Origin of the sequence: Allochromatium warmingii (genome assembly GCF_900107145.1) — a bacterium.
Classification (GTDB): domain Bacteria; phylum Pseudomonadota; class Gammaproteobacteria; order Chromatiales; family Chromatiaceae; genus Thermochromatium; species Thermochromatium warmingii.
On the sequence record NZ_FNOW01000046.1, the window covers coordinates 1 to 21,621 of the forward strand.

Genomic DNA, 21,621 nt, shown 5'->3' on the forward strand with positions numbered 1-21,621 from the left:
GGCGAAGATGCCTGTCGCACCCGCCACGACCATAGCCCCGAGAATCTGGCCCTGCTGCGTCGTATGGCGCTCAACCTCTTGCAGCACAATGGGCCACCGAAGGACAGTCTGCGCCAGCGAAAACTACGCGCCGCGCTCAACGATAACTACCGGATGGAGCTACTGCTCGGCGAACACAATAGGAAAACTATATAGCGCGATCGCCCTAGCCGGTTAGCACATCGCTGCGCACAACGCGGTAGAATCGCCCGTTATGAACACCGTGAATCTCACTCCCTACGCCGATCTCACGCCCGACTGTGTTTTAGATGCGGTCGAGAGCGTCGGTTTGATGCCCGATGGTCGGCTGTTGGCGCTCAACAGCTATGAGAATCGCGTCTATCAGGTCGGCCTCGATGACGACGCGCCGATCATCGCCAAATTCTATCGTCCGGGGCGCTGGAACGATGCGGCAATTGAGGAGGAACATGCGTTCATGCTCACGCTTGCAGCGCTGGACATTCCGGCGGTTGCGCCCTTGCGCTTTGCTGGACGGACACTGCATCACTTTCGCGGTCATCGATTGGCGCTGATGCCGCGTCGCGGCGGGCGACATCCTGAGCTTGGCGATCTGGATGTATTGGAATGGATCGGACGTTTTATCGGGCGCATTCACGCCGTAGGTGCGGTTGTGCCCTTTTATTACCGCCCAACGCTTGATATTGCAGAGTTTGGCGTTGCGTCACGCGATTTTCTGCTTGCACAAAATTGGATTCCAGCCGATTTGCTCGACGCCTATCGGAGCGTCGCCGATCACGCTTTACAATGCGTGCGCGATTGCTATGCGCGAGCGGGAGCAGTGCGCATGATTCGGCTGCATGGTGACTGTCATTTAGGGAATTTATTATGGACAGATGCCGGGCCGCATTTTGTCGATTTTGATGATGCGCGACAGGGGCCGGCAATTCAGGATCTGTGGATGCTATTGGCTGGAGATCGCGCCGAAATGACACAACAACTCGCCGCTGTACTTGCTGGATATGAAGATTTTGCCGAATTTGATGCCCGCGAGCTGCATTTAATTGAAGCATTGCGTACCCTGCGCCTCATTCATCATGCCGCTTGGATTGCGCGTCGCTGGGATGATCCGGCATTTCCAGCGGCTTTTACTTGGTTTGGCGATATGCACTATTGGCAGAATCACATTTTGCAACTGCGCGAGCAGATTGCAGCCATGACCGACGGGCCATTGCATGGCTTTTAAGCAGTGCATTCAGTACATTATCGTCCCATCTTTCCCTTATTCTTTAAAACCTGAGGTTTTATTTCATGCGCAAGCAAAGCGGACGCCGACCATCGGATGATCTCGATTTCAATGATTCCGATTGGTTGAGTAAAGCGAAAGATTTAATCAATCAAGGCAATCTCCGGCGGCTGATTGTGCGTCGTCCGAGTGGGCGGGTGCTGGCCGAGGTGCCATTGACAGCAGCAGTAGCGGTGCTGGCGGTATTGGTGCTGATTGTGCCGATGCTGATGGCGCTGGCGGCACTCGCGGCGCTGGTGATGCAGTTTAAGCTGGAAATCGAACGCGATGCGGGAGTGTATTCGCGTCGTGACTATGATGATTAGGATAGTGTGATAGCTAGAAACCGCAAAGCATATAAAGAACGCAAAGCTTTTGTGTGTATTTTAAGTTATCAAGCTCTCGCTTTGTGACTATATCAAATATCAAGCTGATAGCTGATAGCTGATAGCTGATAGCTGATAGCTGATAGCTGATAGCGCGTGATTTTAAGGCCAGACTGCCCATGCCGGACACTGCAATTTACACCGCTGAGGGACTTGAACGCCGCCCGCTGCGGGATTTTACTGAAAAAGCGTATTTGGATTATTCCATGTACGTGATTCTCGACCGCGCTCTGCCGCATATCGGCGACGGCTTAAAACCGGTGCAGCGGCGTATTCTGTATGCGATGTCTGAATTAGGTCTATCGGCGACGGCAAAATTCAAAAAATCCGCACGCACGGTCGGTGATGTACTGGGCAAATTTCATCCGCATGGTGATTCAGCCTGCTATGAAGCAATGGTGCTCATGGCGCAATCATTTAGCTATCGCTATCCGCTGATAGACGGTCAAGGTAATTGGGGATCATCCGATGATCCGAAATCATTTGCCGCGATGCGTTATACCGAATCGCGCCTCACACCCTATGCCGAGCTGCTATTAGCTGAAGCCGATCAGGGAACAATTGATTGGCAGCCGAATTTCGACGGCACGCTCGACGAGCCGCGTTTACTGCCCGCACGCTTGCCCAATCTGCTGCTGAATGGCGCGACCGGTATTGCCGTCGGCATGGCGACCGATATTCCCGCACATAATCTGCGCGAAGTCGCCCGCGCCTGTCTCCATCTGCTCGATCATCCAGACGCCACGCTCGACGAGCTGGTCGGCTTGATCCCCGCGCCTGATTTTCCGACCGCCGCCGAGATTGTCACCCCAGCCGCCGAGATCCTGAAGCTCTACCGCACCGGCAACGGCAGTGTGCGACAACGTGCCTGTTACCGCCGCGAACAGGGCGACATTGTGATTACCGCGCTGCCCTATCAGGTCTCCGGTAGTCGGGTGCTGGAGCAGATTGCGGCGCAATTCAACGCGAAAAAACTGCCGATGATCGAGGATTTTCGCGACGAGTCCGATCATGAGTATCCGACCCGATTGGTCATCGTGCCGCGTTCTAATCGGATTGATATCGAGCGGCTGATGCTGCATCTATTTGCTACCACGGATTTAGAGCGCAGTTATCGCGTCAATCTCAACCTGATCGCGCTGGATGGTCGCCCACGGGTGATGAATCTGCGCGACATCTTGCGCGAATGGCTCACCTATCGCACCGAGACTGTGCGTCGGCGACTACAGCATCGGCTCGAAAAAGTGTTGCATCGCTTGCATCTGCTACATGGGCTGCTGATTGCCTTCCTGAATCTCAACGAAGTGATTCACATCGTGCGCCACGAGGACGACCCCAAGCCGGTGCTGATCGACTACTTTGGGTTGACCGACCTGCAAGCCGATTACGTGCTCAACACCCGCCTGCGCCAATTGGCGCGTTTAGAAGAATTGGCCATCCGCGCCGAACAAGATGCCCTGAGCAGTGAGCGCGACCATTTGCAGCGGCTGCTTGGCGATCAACAGGCGCTTAAGCAATTGATTAGTGACGAAATTCGCGCCGATGCCGAACGCTATGGCGATGCACGGCGTGCCCCATTGATCGAACGCCCCGCCGCTGTTGCGCTCGATGAAACCGAACTCGCCCCAAGTGAACCGCTCACCGTAGTGCTCTCAGAAAAAGGCTGGGTGCGGGCGGCAAAAAGCCATGAAGTTGACGCGACGACCCTGAGCTATCGCGCTGGTGATGGATTTTTGACGCTCACACGCCTGCGCAGTAATCAACCGGCGGTATTTTTCGACTCAACCGGCCGCAGTTACGCCCTGCCCGCCCATACCTTCCCCTCGGCACGCAGTCAGGGCGAACCGCTCACCGGACGCCTCGACCCGCCCGCTGGAGCGCGGTTTCTTACCGTGCTCAGTGACGCACCCGAAACGCGCTATCTGCTCGCCTCCGATGCTGGATACGGCTTCATCATTCGCTTTGAAGCGCTGATTGCCAAGCCCAAAAGCGGCAAAGCGGTGTTGACACTCCCAGAAGGCGCACAGGTGCTCGCGCCGCTGCGACTGACGCCGAGCCTAGAGCGACTGCGCGTCGCTGCCGTCACCACGGCTGGACATCTGCTCGTCTTTCCACTCACCGAACTACCGGAAATGGCACGCGGCAAGGGCAATAAGCTGATCGCGCTGCCGACTGGACGCGGCACGGTGGCAACTGAGCGGCTGCGTGCGCTGGCCGTAGTCGCACCCGACACGCCGCTAACAGTGTGCGCAGGCAAACGTGAACTCACGCTCAAACCGACTGATCTCGCGCTCTATCATGGCGAGCGCGGGCGACGTGGTAAACTGTTACCGCGAGGTTTCCAACATGTCGATGGCTTGCGGGCGATAGAAACTGAACAGCCAGTAGTGTGATGTGAAACTCGCTGCCGTTTCCGTCGCTCTAATGCTGTCAGTAGTGCGGTTAAATCTCATCAGCCGTTTGATCTGCGCCGCACCGGATTGACAGCGCCCGAGCAATTCCAGACCGGAGTTTTTGTAATGGATGCTGGCTTGGCAACAATTCTCATCGTCGATGATTCGCCAGAAAATCTAGCGGTCTTGAGTGAATTGTTGCAAACTGATTATCGCGTGCGGGCGGCCACGTCTGGTGATAAAGCGTTGCGTGTGGTGAAAACTGCACCCAAGCCGGATTTAATTCTGCTTGATGTGATGATGCCGGAAATGGACGGCTATGAAGTCTTTGCACGGCTGCGTGCCGATACTGAAACCCGAGATATTCCGGTGATTTTTGTCACCGCAATGGATAGCACGGAGGCAGAAATTCGCGGTTTAGATGTCGGTGCCGTCGATTATATTGCTAAACCTATCGTCCCACCGATTCTCCGCGCCCGCGTTCACACTCAGCTTGAATTGAAACAAGCCCGCGATTGGCTCGCCAATCAAAACGCCTATCTCGAAGTCGAATTAGCACGGCGCATGAGCGAAAATCTTGCCGTGCAAGATGTCAGTATTCACGCGCTGGCGCATTTGGCTGAAATCCGCGATCCCGAAACCGGCAATCATTTACGCCGCACTCAGGGCTATGTTCACGCACTCGCGGAACAATTAGCTAATCATCCGCGTTTCCGTGATTTTCTCAATCCGCGTGCGATTGATCTGCTGGTTAAATCCGCGCCACTGCATGATATTGGCAAAGTCGGCATTCCCGATCATATCTTGCTCAAAGCCGGCAAACTCACGCCCGAAGAGTGGGACATTATGAAAACCCACGCCAAATTAGGACGCGACGCCATTGAACAAGCTGAACGTGATGTTGATCGACCGCTTGACTTTTTAGTCATGGCCAAAGACATCGCCCATTATCATCACGAACGCTGGGACGGCGGCGGCTATCCTGAAGGGCTGGCTGGAGATGCCATCCCCATCGCCGCCCGACTCATGGCGCTGGCTGATGTGTTCGACGCGCTTATTTCTCAGCGTGTTTACAAACCGCCGATGTCCTTTGAGGATGCCTACACCATCATCGCCGCCGGACGCGGCACGCATTTTGATCCAGATGTCGTGGATGCCTTCATTGCCCGCTTTGATGAATTTTGCCAAATCGCCATCCGCTATGGCGAAGCAGAAACCGCTGCTTTAGCGCAGCGTCAGGGGCTGGCAGCGGCCAGCGGTTAGTCACCTGCTGCATCCCCTACCGCATCCAGATACGCTTGAAAAGCCGGTGACGCGATGCCGCGCACCGTCGTGCCCTCACGCACGATGAAATAGGCCGCAATCCCCTGAGCCGCCGCAAGTGCTGGGCCGCGCTCTTCACCCAGCACCATGAGCGCGGTTGCCAGCCCATCGACCGTCATCCCGACATCCCCAATCACCGTCACCGAGCCGAGTTTGCGATCAACCGGCGCTCCGGTGTACGGGTCGATTTCGTGCGAATAACGTTTGCCGTTTTGCTCAAAAAAGTTGCGATAATCGCCAGATGTTGCGAGCGCGTGTCCCGACAGCGGCACCACCCGATGCACACTGCGTTGCTCAGGCAGCGGCTGCTCAATGGCAATCCCCCACGGCTGACCTTTAGCATTGTGCCCCTGAGCACGAATTGCACCGGCAATCGCCACCATATAATCCGTGACGCCGTGCGCTTCTAGCCACGCAACGATCCGATCCGCGCCATAGCCCTCGCCGAGTGAGGACAGATCGATATACAGATCGCCACGCGCCTTGCGCACCGCCGGCGGTGCGCTGCGCAATTCGAGCTTGCGATAACCAACACGCTCGCGGGTCGCTTGAATATCAGCCGCAGTCGGCAGGCGCTCGGCGCGGTGCTCGGGGCCAAATCCCCAGAGATTGACGAGTGGGCCGATTGTCACGTCATAAACGCCATCGGTTAGCGCCGCAATCCGCTGCCCATCGGCAATTACATTCAGTAACTGCGCTGAAATTGGAATCCAATCCGTGCTTGAATTTGCATTCAAACGTGATAGCTCAGAATTTGGATCATAGGTCGAAATCTCAGCGATAACCGCATTGAGCACAAAGCCGAGTTCCAATTCGAGCTGCGCAACGGTTAAGCCAGCCGGTGGACGGGCAATTTTGACCGAATAATAGGTTCCCATTGTCGGGCCAGATAATTCGATCATGGGATCAGCCTGTGATTCAATGCAGCCGCTCAAAGCCAGCACCGGCACAACACATAATAGCAAGCGAATGCGCTGCCAAATGGGCATGTAAAAATACCAAGAAGAGATTGGTTTAACAGACAGATCAGGCATTCATGTGCATCATCAAAAAAATGCGCATTGCATACCCGAAAGATTTAATGACGCGATTGCTGTCGATACGCCCAGGGTTTTTGATGCGCACCGCGCCGACTCCAAATACCCTGTTTATCAGCGCGTGCTACCCGCTCGGCGCTAAAATAACGCTCACTGTCGCAATATTGCGGGTATACCGCCGCTTGCCCCTGTTCGACTTGCGCTAAATTGAGCAAGCGGCGCTCTGCATCCGCTGTATAAATCTCGCCGACAGTGCGCCCATAGCGATCTTGATCGATTTTTAATAAGCGCACTGTAAGTGGTGTAATTGACTGCAAATGCTCACGCGAGCGCGTACCCCAGGGTTTTTGCGATAATTCTGGAGCATCAATACAATACAAGCGCACCTTTACTAATTCCGTACCACAGCGGACATTCATGGTATCGCCATCGCTGATTTTCTCGACGCGACACTCGCGACTATTTAAAGCAAGTTTCCACGCAGTCGGAATTAAATCACTGCCCCAGCGTTCCACACCCCAGAATGCAACAGCAACCAGTAAAAGACCGCCTACTGAACGCCCGGGGCGCCGGAGTTGCGCACGCAGCATGGATTGAAGCAGTGCTCGCATTCGCTCAGGCCTGATTTTTTTCGCGCAGTCGCCATTGAAAATGGCTGAGCAATCGCGAGCGAATTTTCTTTTCTTTATGTTTAGCTGCCGCTGCAAGACGTTTTTCAGCAACGCTAATCAGCGTTTCTTGCGTTCCCTTTTTGCTGTCATCTTCCGGTGTGCGCTGCGTATAATTGCCGTTGGCATCCATTTCCCACGCCGAACGACTATCTGCAAATTGCACATCGAGAATCAAGCGCAATTCCTGACGCAATTCTGGATTTTCAACCGGCGCATGAACTTCAACGCGACTTTCCAAATTACGCCGCATCATATCTGCCGAGCCGATGTAATATTCTTCATCGCCACCATTACGAAAATAAAGAATACGCGCATGTTCTAAAAAGCGCCCGACAATCGAAACTACCCGCGCCCGTTCACTCAGTCCGGGAATTCCGGGACGGAAGCGACAGGTATCGCGCACAATCAAATCAATTTGCACGCCCGCACGACTCGCTTTATACAACGCCCGCGTGATGTCTGGGTCTTCAAGCGCATTCATTTTCATCTGAATCACGCCATTATTATCGCGCTTATGGTGTTCGATTTCGCGGTTAATCTTGTCAATCAGCGCACGCTTAAGATTATAGGGTGCAGCTAAAATCTTGCGATAACTCGGCGGTGGTGAATAGCCGGTTAGATAATTAAACAGTTCGGTTAAATCTTGACCGATTTCTTCATCACAGCCCAGCATTCCCAGATCGGTATAGAGCTTTGCGGTGCCCGGATGATAATTTCCAGTGCCGATATGATAATAACGGCGCAGTTGTGAGTAATCACGGCGGACAATAAAAATCAATTTACTATGGGTTTTGAGGCCAATGACGCCATAATTGACATGAATCCCTTCCGCTTCCAAACGTCGCGCCCATTGAATATTTGCTGCTTCATCAAATCGCGCTTTCAGCTCAACCAGCACAGCGACCTGTTTGCCATTGCGTGCAGCTTGAATCAATGAATCGAGAATCGCGCCGGCTGATGTGCGATACAGCGTCATTTTAATTGCCAGCACTTTCGGATCTTCAGCAGCAGTGCGCAAAAACCGCTCAACCGAAGTGCTAAATGGCTGATACGGATGCTGAAGCAAAATCGGGCCGCTCTCGCGGATAATATGAAAAATATTGCGCCGATCTTTTGCTAATAGCGGGTGATCGACTGGACGATGCGGTTTATCGTGCAGTTCAGGGATTTCAATTGCCGCAAGCTCGAATAGATCGCGTTTTGCAAACATCCCCTCAACTTCGATAACATCTTCAGATTCATTTAAGCCCAATTCAGCGGCTAACATTCCGCGATGCGTTGCTTCCATGCCGGGATCAACTTCTAAACGAACAATTGGCGCAAAATGGCGTTCGCGCAATTCGCTCTCAATCATTTCCAGCAAATCATTCGCAGCTTCGACATCCGGCTCGACAATGGCATTGCGTGTGACACGGAATAATGCACAAGATACGAATTCCATACCTGGAAAAAGCATATCAAGGTTATTGATAATTAAATCTTCTAGGGTAACAAAGGTGCGCGAGCCATCGACAGCAATCAGTCGTTTTGACACATCTTTGTGTACCGGCACTTTAACCCGCGCCATATAGACTTCAGTGCCACTTGGATAACGCAATGTGACAAGTAAATTCAGCGCCAAATTGGAAATAAATGGGAATGGATGCGCGGGATCCATTGCCAATGGTGTAAGCATTGGAAAAATATTCGCACGAAAATGCTCGCGCAAGCGTTCGCGGGCGTCGGCGGGGAGATCTTGATACAGCGAAATGCGAATATCATAAGCATCCAGTTCGCGCATTAATTCGACATGAATGCGCCGCAAATCGCCCTGAAATACGCGCACAGCGGTTTGACACTCTTTAAGTTGTTGCGCAGGCGTGCGGCCATCTAATCCGGCAGTGTGAATACCCGCAGCAATCTGCTGTTTTAAACCGCCGATGCGTTTCATATAAAACTCATCGAGATTACTACTAACAATGGCGAGGAATTTCACGCGCTCTAGCAGCGGTGTGCGTGGGTCTTCAGCTTCATGGAGCACGCGACGGTTAAATGCTAACCAAGTCAATTCGCGGCTCAGATACAGGCTTGGGTCGTCGAGATCGACATCCGGCGACGGGAGTGGGGTATCAGTCGCCGTCATCATGCTTGCGGACAGTGTTTCGTTCAGTGGCTCAGGCATACTCATGGGAAGCTCGGGTCTGGTCAGGAGGGATTGACCGATTCTAAACGAATGTTTGGTTCGTATTTGTGACGATTAGCGGGCAGCAACTACGCAGCGCATTTTTCAGAAAAACAACCGCGCTAATTCAACACCTGGATCAGGCGCACGCATAAACGCCTCACCGACTAAAAAGGCATTGACAGTGTGCGCCCGCATTCGCATGACATCATCGTGACTCAAAATACCGCTTTCTGTGACTAAAAGCCGTTCAGTGGGAATGGATTCAAGCAAATTCAGAGTCGTCTCTAATGTCACTTCAAAGGTGCGCAGATTACGATTATTGACACCAATCAAGCGCCCAGGAACAGTTAGCGCCCGCTGTAATTCTTCAGCATCATGGACTTCAATCAGCACATCTAACTGTAATTCATGGGCGAGTGCATTGAGTTCAGTCAATTGCTGATCTGACAAACAGGCAGCAATCAGCAAAATTGCATCCGCACCAATCAGCCGCGCTTCATACACCTGATAGCGATCAACAATAAAATCTTTGCGGATGACTGGCAGATGACAGGCGGCGCGTGCGTGCTGTAAATAAATATCCGCACCCTGAAAAAAATCAACATCTGTAAGCACAGATAAACAGGCTGCGCCGCCACGTTCATAGCTCATGGCGATTGCAGCCGGTTGAAAATCTGCACGCAAAACGCCTTTACTGGGACTGGCTTTTTTAATTTCGGCAATAACCGCTGGTTCGCCAGCCGTAATGCGTCGCTGTAATGCGTCGGCGAAACCGCGCACTGGCCCGACATCGGCGAGTGCAGCAATTAATTGCGCTTCGGAACGTTGCGTGCGGCGGGCGTTGATTTCTTCATGTTTGCGCTGGACGATTGTTTTGAGAATATCTGGCGTGTCGGTCATGGCGTTAGCTGAGCGGTTTTTGATTGCGGAATAAATCAGTGAGCTAATCAATAGCTCACCAAGCGGGAGCTATATAATGCGCAAAAATCAGGGTCGAGCAAAACTTTGCGTCAAGGTAATCAATCGCTCAAAACGCCGTTGCGCTTCACCGCTATCAATCGCTTGCGCTGCTGCCATTACCCCGGCTGCTAATGAATCAGCGCATCCGGCAGCATAAATTGCCGCTCCAGCATTGAGCTGCACGATATCACGCGCTGCGCCCGCTTCGCCCGCTAACACGCTGAGTAATAGCGCCAAACTTTCGGCTGGCCCAGCAACACGAATCGCTTCAAGTGACGCACGCTGCAAGCCAAAATCCTCGGGGCGCACGCTATATAAATGGACTTCACCATTGCGCAATTCAGCAATATCTGTGCTATCCGCAATGCTGATTTCGTCGAGTCCGTCGCGGGCATGTACAACCAAAACGTGCTCACTGCCGAGCCGTTGTAGCACCAGCGCGAGCGGTTCGAGCAACTCGGCGCTGAACACACCGAGCACTTGATTGGGCACCCGCGCCGGATTGGTCAGCGGCCCCAGCACGTTGAATAAGGTGCGCACGCCGAGTTCACGTCGTGGCGCGACGGCGTGTTTCATCGCGCTGTGATGACCAGGCGCGAACATGAAACCAACGCCGACGCTGCGCACGCAGTACGCGACCTGTTCCGGCGTCAGATCGAGCCGCACGCCGGCCGCTTCCAGCACATCGGCTGCGCCGGATTTGCTCGAAACCGAGCGATTCCCGTGCTTGGCGACCTGACAGCCCGCCGCCGCCGCAACAAACATACTTGTCGTTGACACGTTGAATGTACCCGAACTGTCGCCGCCGGTGCCAACAATATCAACGGTATGATTGAGTCCTGACAGATCGACGCCCGCCGCGAGTTCGCGCATCACTGCAGCAGCGGCGGCGATTTCGGTCACGGTTTCGCCTTTCATGCGCAGTGCAATTAAAAATCCGGCGATCTGTGCCGCTGTTGCGCCGCCGGTCATAATCGTGCGCATCACGGCAGTCATTGCGTCGTGATTAAGATCGCGGCGCTCGACACATAAAGTGATAGCATCCTTGATTTCCATATCAGCGATCCTCCAGAAAGTTTTGTAATAGGCGATGACCGTGTGCGGTGAGAATGGATTCGGGATGGAATTGCACGCCTTGAATTGGCAAGGTGCGATGGCGGACACCCATAATACATTCCCGCGAACCATCGGGGTGCTGTGTCCAAGCTGTGATTTCCAGACAATCGGGCAGGGTTTCCGGCTCAATGACCAGCGAATGATAGCGCGTGGCCTCAAAGGGATTAGTCAATTCGCTGAATACGCCTTGATTGAGATGATAAACCGGCGAGGTTTTGCCGTGCATCACAGTGGGCGCTTTAATAATATGCCCGCCAAACGCTTGACCAATTGACTGATGCCCGAGACAGACGCCCAAAATCGGCACCTGACCGGCAAGCCGCTCGATGAGTGGCACCGAGATCCCCGCTTCGTGCGGGGTACACGGGCCTGGCGAGATCACCACCCGTTCTGGAGCGAGCGCGACCGCCGCCGCAACCGTCAGCTCGTCGTTGCGCACAACCTTTACCTCCGCGCCGAGCTCGCCGAAATATTGCACAAGGTTGTACGTAAAGGAGTCGTAATTGTCGATCATCAGCAGCATAGCACAGGCATCCCGAAAGTCTTAAGGCAGCGCGGCATTTTCGCTGAAATGCTGCGCGAACGAAACCGGCGGCTGAGCGTACAGCAGCGTGGTTTGTGGTTTTTACATTCAGCTGATTTATCTATTTAAAGCGCATCAGGAAACCAATTTGTACTCAAAACTTCGTCATCTATTTGCCAGGGACAGACTTCAGGAAAACAATTCAACCCTGTTTCGGTGATCGCTTGAGCAAGTGCTTTAGTCCAAACCATATCCAACCAACGCGGCTCAGACAATTTTGGCCTTAAACTTGGTGTATCATCCAGATGATACGCAAGTTCTTTACGTTGTGCGCGAATTGTGCATTGCCAACTGGCTCCGCGTCGCTCAGGTTGATACTGCCATTTTAATAGATGTGCCAGTAATACGCTCATGCGACTTGCTAATTCACGCTGTTCGCTTTTGCCCACGTCTTCAATCTCCTCGGCAATATGCGCAACATCAATCTCAGCAAAGCGACCAGCGCGTAACAATGCAGCTTGTTCATTAGCCCAAGCATAGATGTCAGTTGAGTAAGGTGTATTCATGCTAATTGACAATCAATGATAGATTGATCACGTTAAACTCAATGCAGCGGCACAAGACGCCCCAAAAGTTCCGCTGCCTGCTGTTCATCCTGTTCCTGCAACGCTTGACTGAGTGCATCGAGAATTACCGCCAACTCCGCACTATCAAGCGCCTCAGTACGGCGAACACTTTGAATACGTGGATGCGGTGTTTCGGTAAATCCTTCACTCGGATAAAATAATTCTTCGTAAAGCTTTTCACCCGGACGCAGGCCAGTATATTCAATGCGAATATCACGTCCCGGCTCACGTCCCGACAGCCGAATCATTTGTTCCGCGAGATAGCGAATTTTTACCGGCTCACCCATATCAAGCACAAAGGTTTCACCGCCCTGTCCAATAACTGCCGCCTGCATAATAAGCTGACAGGCTTCAGGAATCGTCATAAAAAATCGCTCAATATCAGGGTGAGTCACCGTCACCGGCCCACCGCGTGCAATTTGCTGTTGAAAACGCGGCACCACACTTCCAGCCGATCCCAATACATTCCCAAAACGCACCGTCATAAAACGACAGCTTGAGCGCGTTTGCTTATCTTGACAGATTAATTCGGCAGCGCGCTTAGTTGCGCCCATGATATTAGTTGGATTAACCGCTTTATCTGTCGAAATTAAAACAAACCGTTCGCAACCCCAGCGATCTGCTGCCGCTGCAATCAAGCGCGTACCCATTACATTATTTGTCAGTGCCGCTAGAATCTGATCTTGTAATAACGGGACATGCTTATATGCTGCGGCATGAAATACAACATCCGGACGCTGACGTGCAAATAATCGTTCTAGTGCTGCCGCTTGGGTGACATCGAGTAAATACCGAGATAAAGATGGTGGTATAGGCTGATCGAGCAATTCAGTTTCAATGCGATAAAGATTATATTCACTATGATCGACAAGAATCAATTGACGTGGGCCGCACTGCGCTAATTGTCGGCAGAGTTCCGAGCCAATCGAGCCACCCGCTCCACTGATGAGCACCACGCGTCCAGCTAAACCCTGTTGAATACCCGCCCAATCCAGCGTCACTGGATCGCGTCCTAATAAATCCTCAATCGAAACGGCGCGTAATTGATTCACCGCAACACGTCCCGCCATCAATTCTTTTGTTTGTGGCACTGTCCGAAATGGGCGTCCAGCTCGTTCACAGCGTTCGACTAAGCGTTGCATTTGCACCGCTGAAGCACTCGGCGCAGCCAGCAATACCATATCAATTCCAAAGCGTTCGACGATATGCGGAATATCCGCAGTTGTGCCACGAATTGGAACACCATGTACCACGCCACCTTGACGGCGTGGCGTATCATCAACAAATGCAACCGGCACATACCCGCATTGCCGATCCCGTAATAAATCGCGCACCAGCATTTCACCAGCACGCCCAGCTCCAACAATTAATACACGCTGGCCGCTGCTGAAATCTAATCGCCGATCTTTTAACCACCGATAGAGTAAACGCGGCCCAGCCAGCAGAATCAGCTGAAAGATAATAAAAAGAATCGGTAGTGAACGTGGCACATACGCCATACGATTCAGCGCAAAGAGCACAAACAACAGCAGCATGGTACCGACTAAAACGGCCTGCGCAATGCGTGCTAAATCATTGAGCGAGGCAAAGCGCCACACCCCGCGATAGAGTCCAAATGCCCAATAGCTTGGGCCAATAATTAAAATAACCAGCGGCAGGGTTGCAATCGCCTCAGCAATAAAATTTGGCGGCACATAGGCAAGATTAAAACGCATCCAATAGGCTAATCCCCAAGCAAGTGGAATCATCAATATATCATGCACAAAGACCAGCAGACGCGAGCGAGCGCGTTGTAACCAGCGGGCGATCATGATAAAGCAATCCATACCAGCATGAACCGACATCTAATATATCTGTGCGGCGTTGTTTTTAAATTATTCACTGTTTTGCGAATCCCTATATGTAATGCGCAATGCAAGCAACAACCAAAATAGCAGTCATCGGGCACGCATAGCGCACCCGATTTGCTAATTAACAATCAATCATCAATCAGCGTTCGCCCCCTGCTATCGGATTGCCAAACACCCGATTGCGCACTATTTTGCGAAGCAAATCTGCCGGAATAATGAGTATGGCTAATGCCAGTACGGTTAGCCATTCATTGAGCGATAAACCAACTGTGCGTAGAATTTCACCACCAAAGGTGATGAAGAATAACTGAATCGCCATAATCGACGGAATAATAATCGAAAACAGGCGATTATCTAGCAAATGCTCAAACAGATTTAATCCCTGTGTGCGGGCATTAAAGGTGTTAAAAATCTGCACAAAGACGAAAAAAGCAAAAAATGCGGTTAAGAATTTTGCTTCTGCTTCAGCAGTGCCAACCGCATAACCGCCATCAAACCAGCCCTGTGTCAGATTGCTGGTTAAGAATAGGATGCTGATGGTCGCAATTAAAATACCATTGATGAGAATCGACGACCACATATCCGCATTGATTAATTGCTCATCGCGGCGCAACGGGGGTTCTTGCATATACCGTGCAAGCGCCGCCTCACCGGCAAATGCCAAGCCAGCCAGCGTATCCATAATGATATTGAGCCACAGCAATTGCGTCATAGTCAGCGGTAGGTCAAAACCAAAGAATTGCCCGAAAAAAACCACTAAAATCGCTGAGACATTGACCGTCAATTGAAAGACCAAGAATTTACGAATCGACTTAAAAAGCGTGCGCCCATAAAGCACTGCTTTCGTGAGCGAGGAGAAATTATCATCGAGAATGACAATATCGCCTGACTCTTTGGTCATTTCGGTGCCGCTCCCCATTGCAAAACCGACATCAGCGTTTTTGACTGCTGGGGCATCATTCACGCCATCGCCAGTCATGCCGACGACGAGATTTAATTCTTTGGCGAGTTTTACTAAACGGCTTTTATCGGTCGGGAATGCGCGAGCGACGACATATAGATGCGGCAGAAGCTGTTTTACCTCGGCATCAGATAATGCACTTAATTCCGCCGATGTCATCACAATCGCTTGCGGGTCATCTTCAAGCAAGCCAACATCTTTCGCAATCGCTTGCGCTGTTTCTTTCGCATCGCCGGTAATCATCACGACATGAATGCCGGCCTGTTTTGCGGTTTTAACCGATTGATATGAGGTCGTGCGCAATTCATCGCGCATTCCAAATACACCAATAAGCGTTAGTGATTCAGGTAACGCATTAGTATCGGCATCGATGGGCTGCTCAGTGATGGCAACGGCTAAGAGTCGCATTGCTCGCGCTGATAGTTCACTCATAGCAGCCTGGAGTGATGTGGTGTCGCTAAATTCTTGGGCGTTACCGTCACAATCAAGCCAACGCCCGCAATTTTTTAAAATAACTTCCGGTGCGCCCTTGACTAAAGTTAATGCTCGTTCACCACGTACCTGCGTTGCAGAGAATTTGCGGCTGCTACTAAATGGAATCATATCGACAACATCAGCGCCATTTGCCGTTAAATAGGGCGTGACAAAGCGCAACAGCGCCTGTTCAGTGCGATCTGCGCCGACGAGCTTGGGATCATGCGGATTACTGGCATCAATCACGGCGCTGGTATTATTACGCAGGGCAAAGCCGGCTTCATCGCGCAATGTCTGCGGTATGGCCGTTAAGGATTCAAACCGCTCACCAGTGCCGGTTAAAAAGGCGCTTACGGATAATTTGCCCTGAGTTAAGGTACCGGTTTTATCGGTGAATAATAGATTCAGACTACCGGCAGTTTCAATGCCGAGTAATTTACGCACCAACACTTTTTCGCGCAGCAGCTTTTTCATGTTGATGGCTAATACCATCGCAATCATCATCGGCAAGCCTTCCGGCACAGCAACGACGATGACAATGATCGCTAGAATCAACGCGGTTATAACATCACTGGCAATCAAACCGAAATTTTGCGCAACATAGCTCTCTAATCCGCCGCCTTGTAAAAAAACGTTATTGAACATAAAGGCTAAAAAGATGAAGGTCGCGCCGATATAGCCAAAGGTGGCAATATGACCGCCTAATACCGTCAGTTTATGTTGCAGCGGCGAGAGCCGATCTTCTGCTGAGAGTAATTCTTTCATGGTTTGACCATAGCGGGTTTTATCACCCACTGCGGTTGCTTGCATCACGCATTCACCATCGACCAATAATCCAGCGCGTGATAATTGATGGGCTTCGGATGCGCTATGATCGGCCGCGTCAGTCGGCAGTGCCTGTTTTTTTACAGGTTCAGATTCACCAGTTAAGGCTGCTTCATCAACTTCAGCATGACCGGCAATAATCAGCCCATCGGTTGGCACAGTATCGCCTGGTTGTAATAAAATTTGATCGCCGACAACTAAATCATTGATGGGAATTTCAGTTAGATGACCAGTGCGAAATACTTTGACGGTAATCAGCGATGCTTCTTCAAGCAGGCGTTGAAAGGATTGCTCATTACTATATTCTGACCAAGTGGCCACGAATGTCGCAATGATAACGGCAAATGCAATGCCTACGCTTTCATACCATTCCGCATAGCCGAGAATAGTCAGCAGTACCGTAATGGCCAGCGCCACAATCAAGATAATAATAATCGGATCTTTTAAATTGCCGAGCAATTTATCCCAAAAAGTTTCAGTTGCTTGGGTGGCAACAGCGTTGGAACCGTGTGCGGCGCGGGCGCGTTCGACCTCATGGTCGGTCAGTCCGGAATAAACGAATTTCATCGCGTGATTCTCCATCGGCTTGGGTGAGGAACAGTGCGACTATCTTAACGTGAGTTTTGGATAAGGGCGGCGGCTCTGTCGGTGATGCTCAGTGCTTGGATAATTTTACTCCTTCCGTTTATAGCCATGTAGCATCGCACCAATCAAATTTTCACGATGCAGCAGACTAGAAACCAGCACGCCGGCCACATGAATCAGAATCAGCCCAAGCGTGAGATTTGCGAACAGCTCATGGATGTCTTCCAGCGCATCGCCCCAGATCGCTGGAAACGACCGCATCACCTCGGCTAACGGGCCAGCCAATTCCTCAGCACCATAGAGCGCCAGACCGCTGATTGTCGTTGCTATCAGACTGATAAGTAGCAGCACAATCATTGCCCCACCTGCCGGATTGTGCCCCAGATAACGCGGCGCACGCCGCTGTATTACCGCACCGAGATATGCCCAAACCGCACGCGGGCGACGTACAAAATCGCTAAACCGCGCCTGACGGGTGCCAATCACGCCCCAGACCAGACGCCCGCTAATCAGAGCGAGCACCAGATACCCCGCCCAGACGTGCAGGCTCAAGTTGTCATCTTCGACGATAAACGCCGTCGCAAAGCCCGCGACGAGCGACCAATGAAACAGACGAATCAGCGGATCCCAAACGCGAATCCGCTCGGATGCGTGCGTGGTATCGCTCGCGGTGGGATCAAGATGGGTGTCAGTATTGGTGTGCATGGGTGTTTCCGCGCTCAGGGTCAGGATCAGGGGATAAGCGCCATCATCGGCGCGGTCACAAGACTAACCCGCTGTACCTGACCGAACGCTGATAACGGCTGTCAGCGTTTTGTCAGCCATGCGGCGTTAGGGTGTCGCTACCGTCGGTCTGAAACCGATCACGACACGAGAACCCACACATGACCCGCACCCGACCGCTCGCGCTTGTCCTCCTGACAGCAACGTCTATCTTCCTGCCTCCCGCACTCTGGGCCGCTGATCCGGCTGCCGGTGCTGCCGCTTGGCGCACAACCTATCCACAAGCCGACGGAGCGGCCCCGCGCAGTTGTGTCACCTGTCACGGCACTGACCTCACGCAAGCAGGCCGCCAAGCCAACACTGGCAAGCGCATCGAACCGATGGCCCCTTCAGTCAATTCATCGCGCCTGACCGATCCCGCCAAAGTCGAAAAATGGTTGACACGCAACTGTCGCTGGACACTCGGGCGCGATTGCACTGCTGAAGAAAAAGCCGATTTCATCGCCTACATCCAGACACACTAACCATCACACATTAAGAGGATCGAGACAATGCGCCCCTTATCACTTAAATCCGTTTTAACACTGACTTTGGGCGGTGTGCTTGCGGTGAGCAGTCTCTATGTCGCGCTGGCTGATGATGACGCGGATGATGACGCTACAGCGCCCCAGAGCCGTGAGCGCATCACCTTACCCCATCGGCTGCCCGCTGTTGTCAATGCCACCTACAATCAAGAATGCGGTGCCTGTCATCTCGCTTATCAACCCGAATTGCTGCCGCCAACCGCTTGGGCGCAGCTTCTGACAACCGAGGCACTGCAACAGCATTACGGGGATGATGCCAGTCTATCCGAGGCATTATTGACTGAAATTCGAGCGTTTTTGGGTGTGAATACTGCCGCGATAGCCGCGCCAAGTGATGCGGGCGCTGCGCAACCGTCAGCAACGCTCGCAAACAGCTTACCGCGCATCACAACCAGCCAAGCGTTTCAGCGTAAACACGACGAAATCCCGCTTGCTTGGGTCACGGAGAATCCCGAGGTTGGCAGTTTCAGTCAATGCAATGCCTGTCATCGCAAAGCGGCTGAGGGTGATTACAATGAACGCTGGATCGACATTCCGGGGCATGGCGTCTGGGATGACTAAACCGCTACCAGACCCGCCTAGCGTTCAAACCACGGATCGACAGCATTTGTGAACCGATACCGTATCTACCGCATCGCAGTTGGCATCTTGGGCCTGCTTGGGCTACAGACTGCGGTTGGCGATGGGCGGGCAGATGACGCCGCCATCTCTAGCTCTGCGCGGTCAGCGGCGTCGGTTCCAGATCACGATCACGCCCGCGCCGCTCGGCTACGCGGTGAAATCCAGCCCATCGCCGCGATCTTGGCGCAGCTTGCCGTAGCGGTTCCGGGCGAGGTGATTGAAATCGAATTAGAACGCGAGACCTACGCCGGTCAGCGGCTCTGGGTCTATGAACTGAAAATTCTGACCGCTGATGGCCGCCGACAAGACATCACCGTCGATGCCCGCAGTGGACAGATGTTGCAACAGGATGACGACGACTGATGCGTCTATTGGTGGTTGAAGATGACGAACAAGTCGCCGCAACACTGCGGGCCAGTTTGACGGCGGCTGGTTTTAGCGTCGAATGCACCGCCGATGGGCGTGAGGCGTGGTTTTTGGGCGAGACTGAACCCTATGCCGCAGCGATCCTCGATCTGGGACTGCCCGGACTCGATGGGCTATCGGTGTTGCGGCACTGGCGTGCAGCGGGACAGCGATTGCCGGTTTTGATTCTGAGCGCACGCGGCGATTGGACGGAGCGTGTTGAAGGCATCGAAGCTGGTGCCGATGATTATTTGCCGAAGCCGTTTCGCATGGAAGAACTGCTGGCGCGGATACGGGCACTGATTCGCCGTGCCGCCGGACAGCTCACGCCGGTACTGGTGCAGGGCGCATTTCGGCTCGATCCGCGTCGCCAAAGCCTGAGCCGTGATGGTCTGCCGATTCATCTCTCGCCGCAAGAATACCGCTTGGTCAGCTATTTGATGCAGCACGCCGGGCGCGTCGTGTCGCAGCACGAGCTAACCGAACACCTGTATGCGCAGGATTTTGAGCGCGAATCTAACGCGATTGAAGTGCTGGTCGGACGGGTGCGGCGCAAGCTCGGCGCGGAACTAATTCAAACCAGACGCGGGTTTGGCTATTTGATCGAAACGGATCCCCCCTAGTGCGCACGTCAGTGCGAGCGCGGCTGTGGATCGGTGCGTTGCTGGCGATTGGGCTGGCATTGCTGATTGCGTGGCTGGGTTTGAGCAATCTATTTGCTCATCATGTCGAACGGCATCTCGGCGCAGAATTAGAAACCCGCTTAAATCAACTCGCGGCTGTGGTCACGCTGACCCCGGATGGCGTACTCCAACTCACCCAACTACCACGCGATCCGGCTTTTAACCAGCCGTTAAGCGGTCACTATTGGCAAATCGACCGTTCTGAGCAGGCCGGCGTTTTGCGTTCGCGCTCGCTCTGGGATGAAATCCTGAGTGTGCCCGATGATGCACTCGCGCCCGGAGTCAGTCATGCGCATCGGCTACCGGGGCCAGCCGGACAGACACTGCTGGTACGCGAACGCCGCATACAGCTTCCTGCCACGCCCGCGCCGCTCACGCTACGTCTGATTGTGGCGCAAGATCGTGCCGAAGTGCTCGCCGCCCGCGCCAACTTTGCCGCCGATATGCGCCCGTATTTAGGCTGGATCGCGCTGCTTTTAGTGCTCGCAACTGCCGTGCAGATTCAAACCGGCCTCGCACCCTTAGATGCGTTGCGGCGCGATCTGTGCGCGATCCGTGCTGGTCAGGCCGCGCACTGTATGAATACTGGCCCCGATGAAATCCAACCGCTCCTGACCGAACTCAACGCCCTACTGACCGCCCGCGCCCAAGCCGTCGAACGCGCCCGCGCTTGGATTGCCGATCTCGCGCACGGCCTCAAAACCCCGCTCAGTGTACTGGTCGCAGACGCCGAACGCTTGCGTCAAGCCGGTCATCCCGACTTGGCAACTGATGTCGAACAACTGGCACTGACCATGCGGCGGCGTGTGGAGCGTGAATTGATTCGCGCCCGCGTGCGTTCCGGTCATCCGCCGCACACCGCCTGCGCTGATGTCACACGCTGCCTAGAACGACTGTTGCGCACCCTGCAACGCACACCCGACGGCGAACGCCTCGACTGGCACTGCACGACAGAGCCGTCAATTCAGGTGGCGTTGCTTGCCGATGATCTGCTCGAATTACTCGGCAATCTGCTGGAAAATGCCGCGAAATGGGCACGTCATCGCGTCGAGATCGCCGTCGTGCGTGTTTCGGTCGGACAGGTGGAACTGCGCATCAGCGATGATGGCGCGGGTGTGGCCCCAGAACACTGGTCACGACTCGGCGAACGCGGTTTGCGGCTCGACGCCCATCAAGCCGGCACTGGCTTAGGCTTGGCGATTGTGCGCGATGTCGTCGAAGCTTACGGTGGACTGCTCGGTTTTGAACGGGCCGAATTAGGCGGGCTACGGGTGTGGGTGCGATTACCGGAAACACCTGACCCCTCAATCCACTGATCGCACCTCTATGCTAGGTGTCAAGTCCCGCGAGATTATAGACACGCTTTTTGAAGCGTTCGGGGCATTGTTGTTGCCAGTCCTTGAGTGCTTGAATCGGCGCGATGTGTCCG

General features: G+C 53.3%; 20 protein-coding genes. 10 read left to right on the plus strand and 10 right to left on the minus strand.

Going from position 1 to position 21,621, the window contains the following annotated elements:
- The 5 genes from BLW10_RS11705 to BLW10_RS11725 all read left to right on the plus strand — a co-directional run.
- On the plus strand, positions 1-195 hold a 195-nt coding region (locus BLW10_RS11705; protein ID WP_425425889.1), incomplete at its 5' end, for a transposase.
- 58 nt (positions 196-253) lie between these two features.
- Complete coding sequence (locus tag BLW10_RS11710; RefSeq protein ID WP_091334923.1) at positions 254-1,243, plus strand: serine/threonine protein kinase; 990 nt, start codon at positions 254-256, stop codon at positions 1,241-1,243.
- Positions 1,244-1,308: 65 nt separating this feature from the next.
- Positions 1,309-1,608 (plus strand): DUF4342 domain-containing protein, encoded by a 300-nt coding sequence (locus BLW10_RS11715; protein ID WP_091334924.1) that lies wholly within the window; start codon positions 1,309-1,311, stop codon positions 1,606-1,608.
- A gap of 179 nt (positions 1,609-1,787) precedes the next feature.
- A complete protein-coding gene (gene parC / locus BLW10_RS11720) occupies positions 1,788-4,061 on the plus strand; it encodes a DNA topoisomerase IV subunit A (RefSeq protein ID WP_091334926.1) in 2,274 nt (757 codons plus the stop codon).
- 126 nt (positions 4,062-4,187) lie between these two features.
- Positions 4,188-5,324, plus strand: coding sequence for a response regulator (locus tag BLW10_RS11725; protein WP_091334927.1), 1,137 nt, complete (start codon positions 4,188-4,190; stop codon positions 5,322-5,324).
- On the opposite strand, the gene BLW10_RS11730 is transcribed toward BLW10_RS11725, so the two are convergent.
- From BLW10_RS11730 to BLW10_RS11775, 10 genes are all read right to left on the minus strand, one after another.
- On the minus strand, positions 5,321-6,373 hold the full coding sequence (locus BLW10_RS11730; protein ID WP_245709360.1) for an FAD:protein FMN transferase: 1,053 nt from the start codon (positions 6,371-6,373) through the stop codon (positions 5,321-5,323). The two genes, BLW10_RS11725 and BLW10_RS11730, sit on opposite strands and share 4 nt — an antisense overlap.
- An 89-nt stretch (positions 6,374-6,462) precedes the next feature.
- Positions 6,463-7,032 (minus strand): thermonuclease family protein, encoded by a 570-nt coding sequence (locus BLW10_RS11735; RefSeq protein WP_245709362.1) that lies wholly within the window; start codon positions 7,030-7,032, stop codon positions 6,463-6,465.
- Positions 7,033-7,036: 4 nt separating this feature from the next.
- Entirely contained in the window at positions 7,037-9,214 is a 2,178-nt protein-coding gene (ppk1, locus tag BLW10_RS11740) for a polyphosphate kinase 1 (RefSeq protein ID WP_091334946.1), read from the minus strand.
- Positions 9,215-9,358: 144 nt separating this feature from the next.
- Positions 9,359-10,156: an indole-3-glycerol phosphate synthase TrpC gene (gene trpC / locus BLW10_RS11745; protein WP_091334932.1), complete on the minus strand. Its 798-nt coding sequence runs from the start codon at positions 10,154-10,156 to the stop codon at positions 9,359-9,361.
- 87 nt (positions 10,157-10,243) lie between these two features.
- Entirely contained in the window at positions 10,244-11,272 is a 1,029-nt protein-coding gene (trpD, locus tag BLW10_RS11750) for an anthranilate phosphoribosyltransferase (RefSeq protein WP_091334933.1), read from the minus strand.
- A 1-nt stretch (position 11,273) separates the two neighbouring features.
- A complete protein-coding gene (locus BLW10_RS11755) occupies positions 11,274-11,855 on the minus strand; it encodes an aminodeoxychorismate/anthranilate synthase component II (RefSeq protein ID WP_091334935.1) in 582 nt (193 codons plus the stop codon).
- A 125-nt stretch (positions 11,856-11,980) separates the two neighbouring features.
- Complete coding sequence (locus BLW10_RS11760; RefSeq protein WP_091334937.1) at positions 11,981-12,421, minus strand: DUF29 domain-containing protein; 441 nt, start codon at positions 12,419-12,421, stop codon at positions 11,981-11,983.
- A gap of 38 nt (positions 12,422-12,459) precedes the next feature.
- Positions 12,460-14,292 (minus strand): nucleoside-diphosphate sugar epimerase/dehydratase, encoded by a 1,833-nt coding sequence (locus BLW10_RS11765; protein WP_245709363.1) that lies wholly within the window; start codon positions 14,290-14,292, stop codon positions 12,460-12,462.
- 178 nt (positions 14,293-14,470) lie between these two features.
- A complete protein-coding gene (locus BLW10_RS11770) occupies positions 14,471-17,158 on the minus strand; it encodes a calcium-translocating P-type ATPase, PMCA-type (RefSeq protein WP_091334950.1) in 2,688 nt (895 codons plus the stop codon).
- Between the two features lie 105 nt (positions 17,159-17,263).
- Positions 17,264-17,881, minus strand: coding sequence for a cytochrome b/b6 domain-containing protein (locus BLW10_RS11775; RefSeq protein ID WP_091334939.1), 618 nt, complete (start codon positions 17,879-17,881; stop codon positions 17,264-17,266).
- A 179-nt stretch (positions 17,882-18,060) separates the two neighbouring features.
- Here BLW10_RS11775 and BLW10_RS11780 point away from each other — a divergent pair, with 179 nt between their 5' ends.
- From BLW10_RS11780 to BLW10_RS11800, 5 genes are read left to right on the plus strand one after another with little or no spacing between them, the layout of a single operon-like run.
- Positions 18,061-18,423 (plus strand): DUF1924 domain-containing protein, encoded by a 363-nt coding sequence (locus tag BLW10_RS11780; RefSeq protein ID WP_091334940.1) that lies wholly within the window; start codon positions 18,061-18,063, stop codon positions 18,421-18,423.
- A 27-nt stretch (positions 18,424-18,450) separates the two neighbouring features.
- The gene (locus BLW10_RS11785; protein ID WP_091334942.1) at positions 18,451-19,044 is read left to right on the plus strand and encodes a cytochrome C; all 594 of its coding nucleotides are present in this window, start codon (positions 18,451-18,453) and stop codon (positions 19,042-19,044) included.
- A gap of 48 nt (positions 19,045-19,092) precedes the next feature.
- Positions 19,093-19,467, plus strand: a complete 375-nt coding sequence (locus tag BLW10_RS11790) for a PepSY domain-containing protein (protein WP_245709365.1) — start codon at positions 19,093-19,095, stop codon at positions 19,465-19,467.
- Entirely contained in the window at positions 19,467-20,132 is a 666-nt protein-coding gene (locus BLW10_RS11795; protein ID WP_091334943.1) for a response regulator transcription factor, read from the plus strand. The genes BLW10_RS11790 and BLW10_RS11795 overlap by 1 nt, the downstream gene beginning before the upstream one ends.
- Positions 20,132-21,508: a sensor histidine kinase gene (locus tag BLW10_RS11800; RefSeq protein WP_091334945.1), complete on the plus strand. Its 1,377-nt coding sequence runs from the start codon at positions 20,132-20,134 to the stop codon at positions 21,506-21,508. Before BLW10_RS11795 ends, BLW10_RS11800 begins: the two co-directional genes overlap by 1 nt.
- The last annotated feature ends 113 nt before the right edge of the window (positions 21,509-21,621 follow it).

Coding starts and splice junctions, on each gene's coding strand:
- BLW10_RS11725 (WP_091334927.1), top strand. CDS start 4,188: ATGGATGCTGGCTTGGCAACAATTCTCATCGTCGATGATTCGCCAGAA.
- parC (WP_091334926.1), top strand. CDS start 1,788: ATGCCGGACACTGCAATTTACACCGCTGAGGGACTTGAACGCCGCCCG.
- BLW10_RS11770 (WP_091334950.1), bottom strand. CDS start 17,158: ATGAAATTCGTTTATTCCGGACTGACCGACCATGAGGTCGAACGCGCC.
- BLW10_RS11735 (WP_245709362.1), bottom strand. CDS start 7,032: ATGCGAGCACTGCTTCAATCCATGCTGCGTGCGCAACTCCGGCGCCCC.
- BLW10_RS11785 (WP_091334942.1), top strand. CDS start 18,451: ATGCGCCCCTTATCACTTAAATCCGTTTTAACACTGACTTTGGGCGGT.
- BLW10_RS11765 (WP_245709363.1), bottom strand. CDS start 14,292: ATGATCGCCCGCTGGTTACAACGCGCTCGCTCGCGTCTGCTGGTCTTT.
- BLW10_RS11710 (WP_091334923.1), top strand. CDS start 254: ATGAACACCGTGAATCTCACTCCCTACGCCGATCTCACGCCCGACTGT.
- BLW10_RS11775 (WP_091334939.1), bottom strand. CDS start 17,881: ATGCACACCAATACTGACACCCATCTTGATCCCACCGCGAGCGATACC.
- BLW10_RS11795 (WP_091334943.1), top strand. CDS start 19,467: ATGCGTCTATTGGTGGTTGAAGATGACGAACAAGTCGCCGCAACACTG.
- trpC (WP_091334932.1), bottom strand. CDS start 10,156: ATGACCGACACGCCAGATATTCTCAAAACAATCGTCCAGCGCAAACAT.
- ppk1 (WP_091334946.1), bottom strand. CDS start 9,214: ATGACGGCGACTGATACCCCACTCCCGTCGCCGGATGTCGATCTCGAC.
- BLW10_RS11730 (WP_245709360.1), bottom strand. CDS start 6,373: ATGCCCATTTGGCAGCGCATTCGCTTGCTATTATGTGTTGTGCCGGTG.
- BLW10_RS11755 (WP_091334935.1), bottom strand. CDS start 11,855: ATGCTGCTGATGATCGACAATTACGACTCCTTTACGTACAACCTTGTG.
- trpD (WP_091334933.1), bottom strand. CDS start 11,272: ATGGAAATCAAGGATGCTATCACTTTATGTGTCGAGCGCCGCGATCTT.
- BLW10_RS11760 (WP_091334937.1), bottom strand. CDS start 12,421: ATGAATACACCTTACTCAACTGACATCTATGCTTGGGCTAATGAACAA.
- BLW10_RS11780 (WP_091334940.1), top strand. CDS start 18,061: ATGACCCGCACCCGACCGCTCGCGCTTGTCCTCCTGACAGCAACGTCT.
- BLW10_RS11715 (WP_091334924.1), top strand. CDS start 1,309: ATGCGCAAGCAAAGCGGACGCCGACCATCGGATGATCTCGATTTCAAT.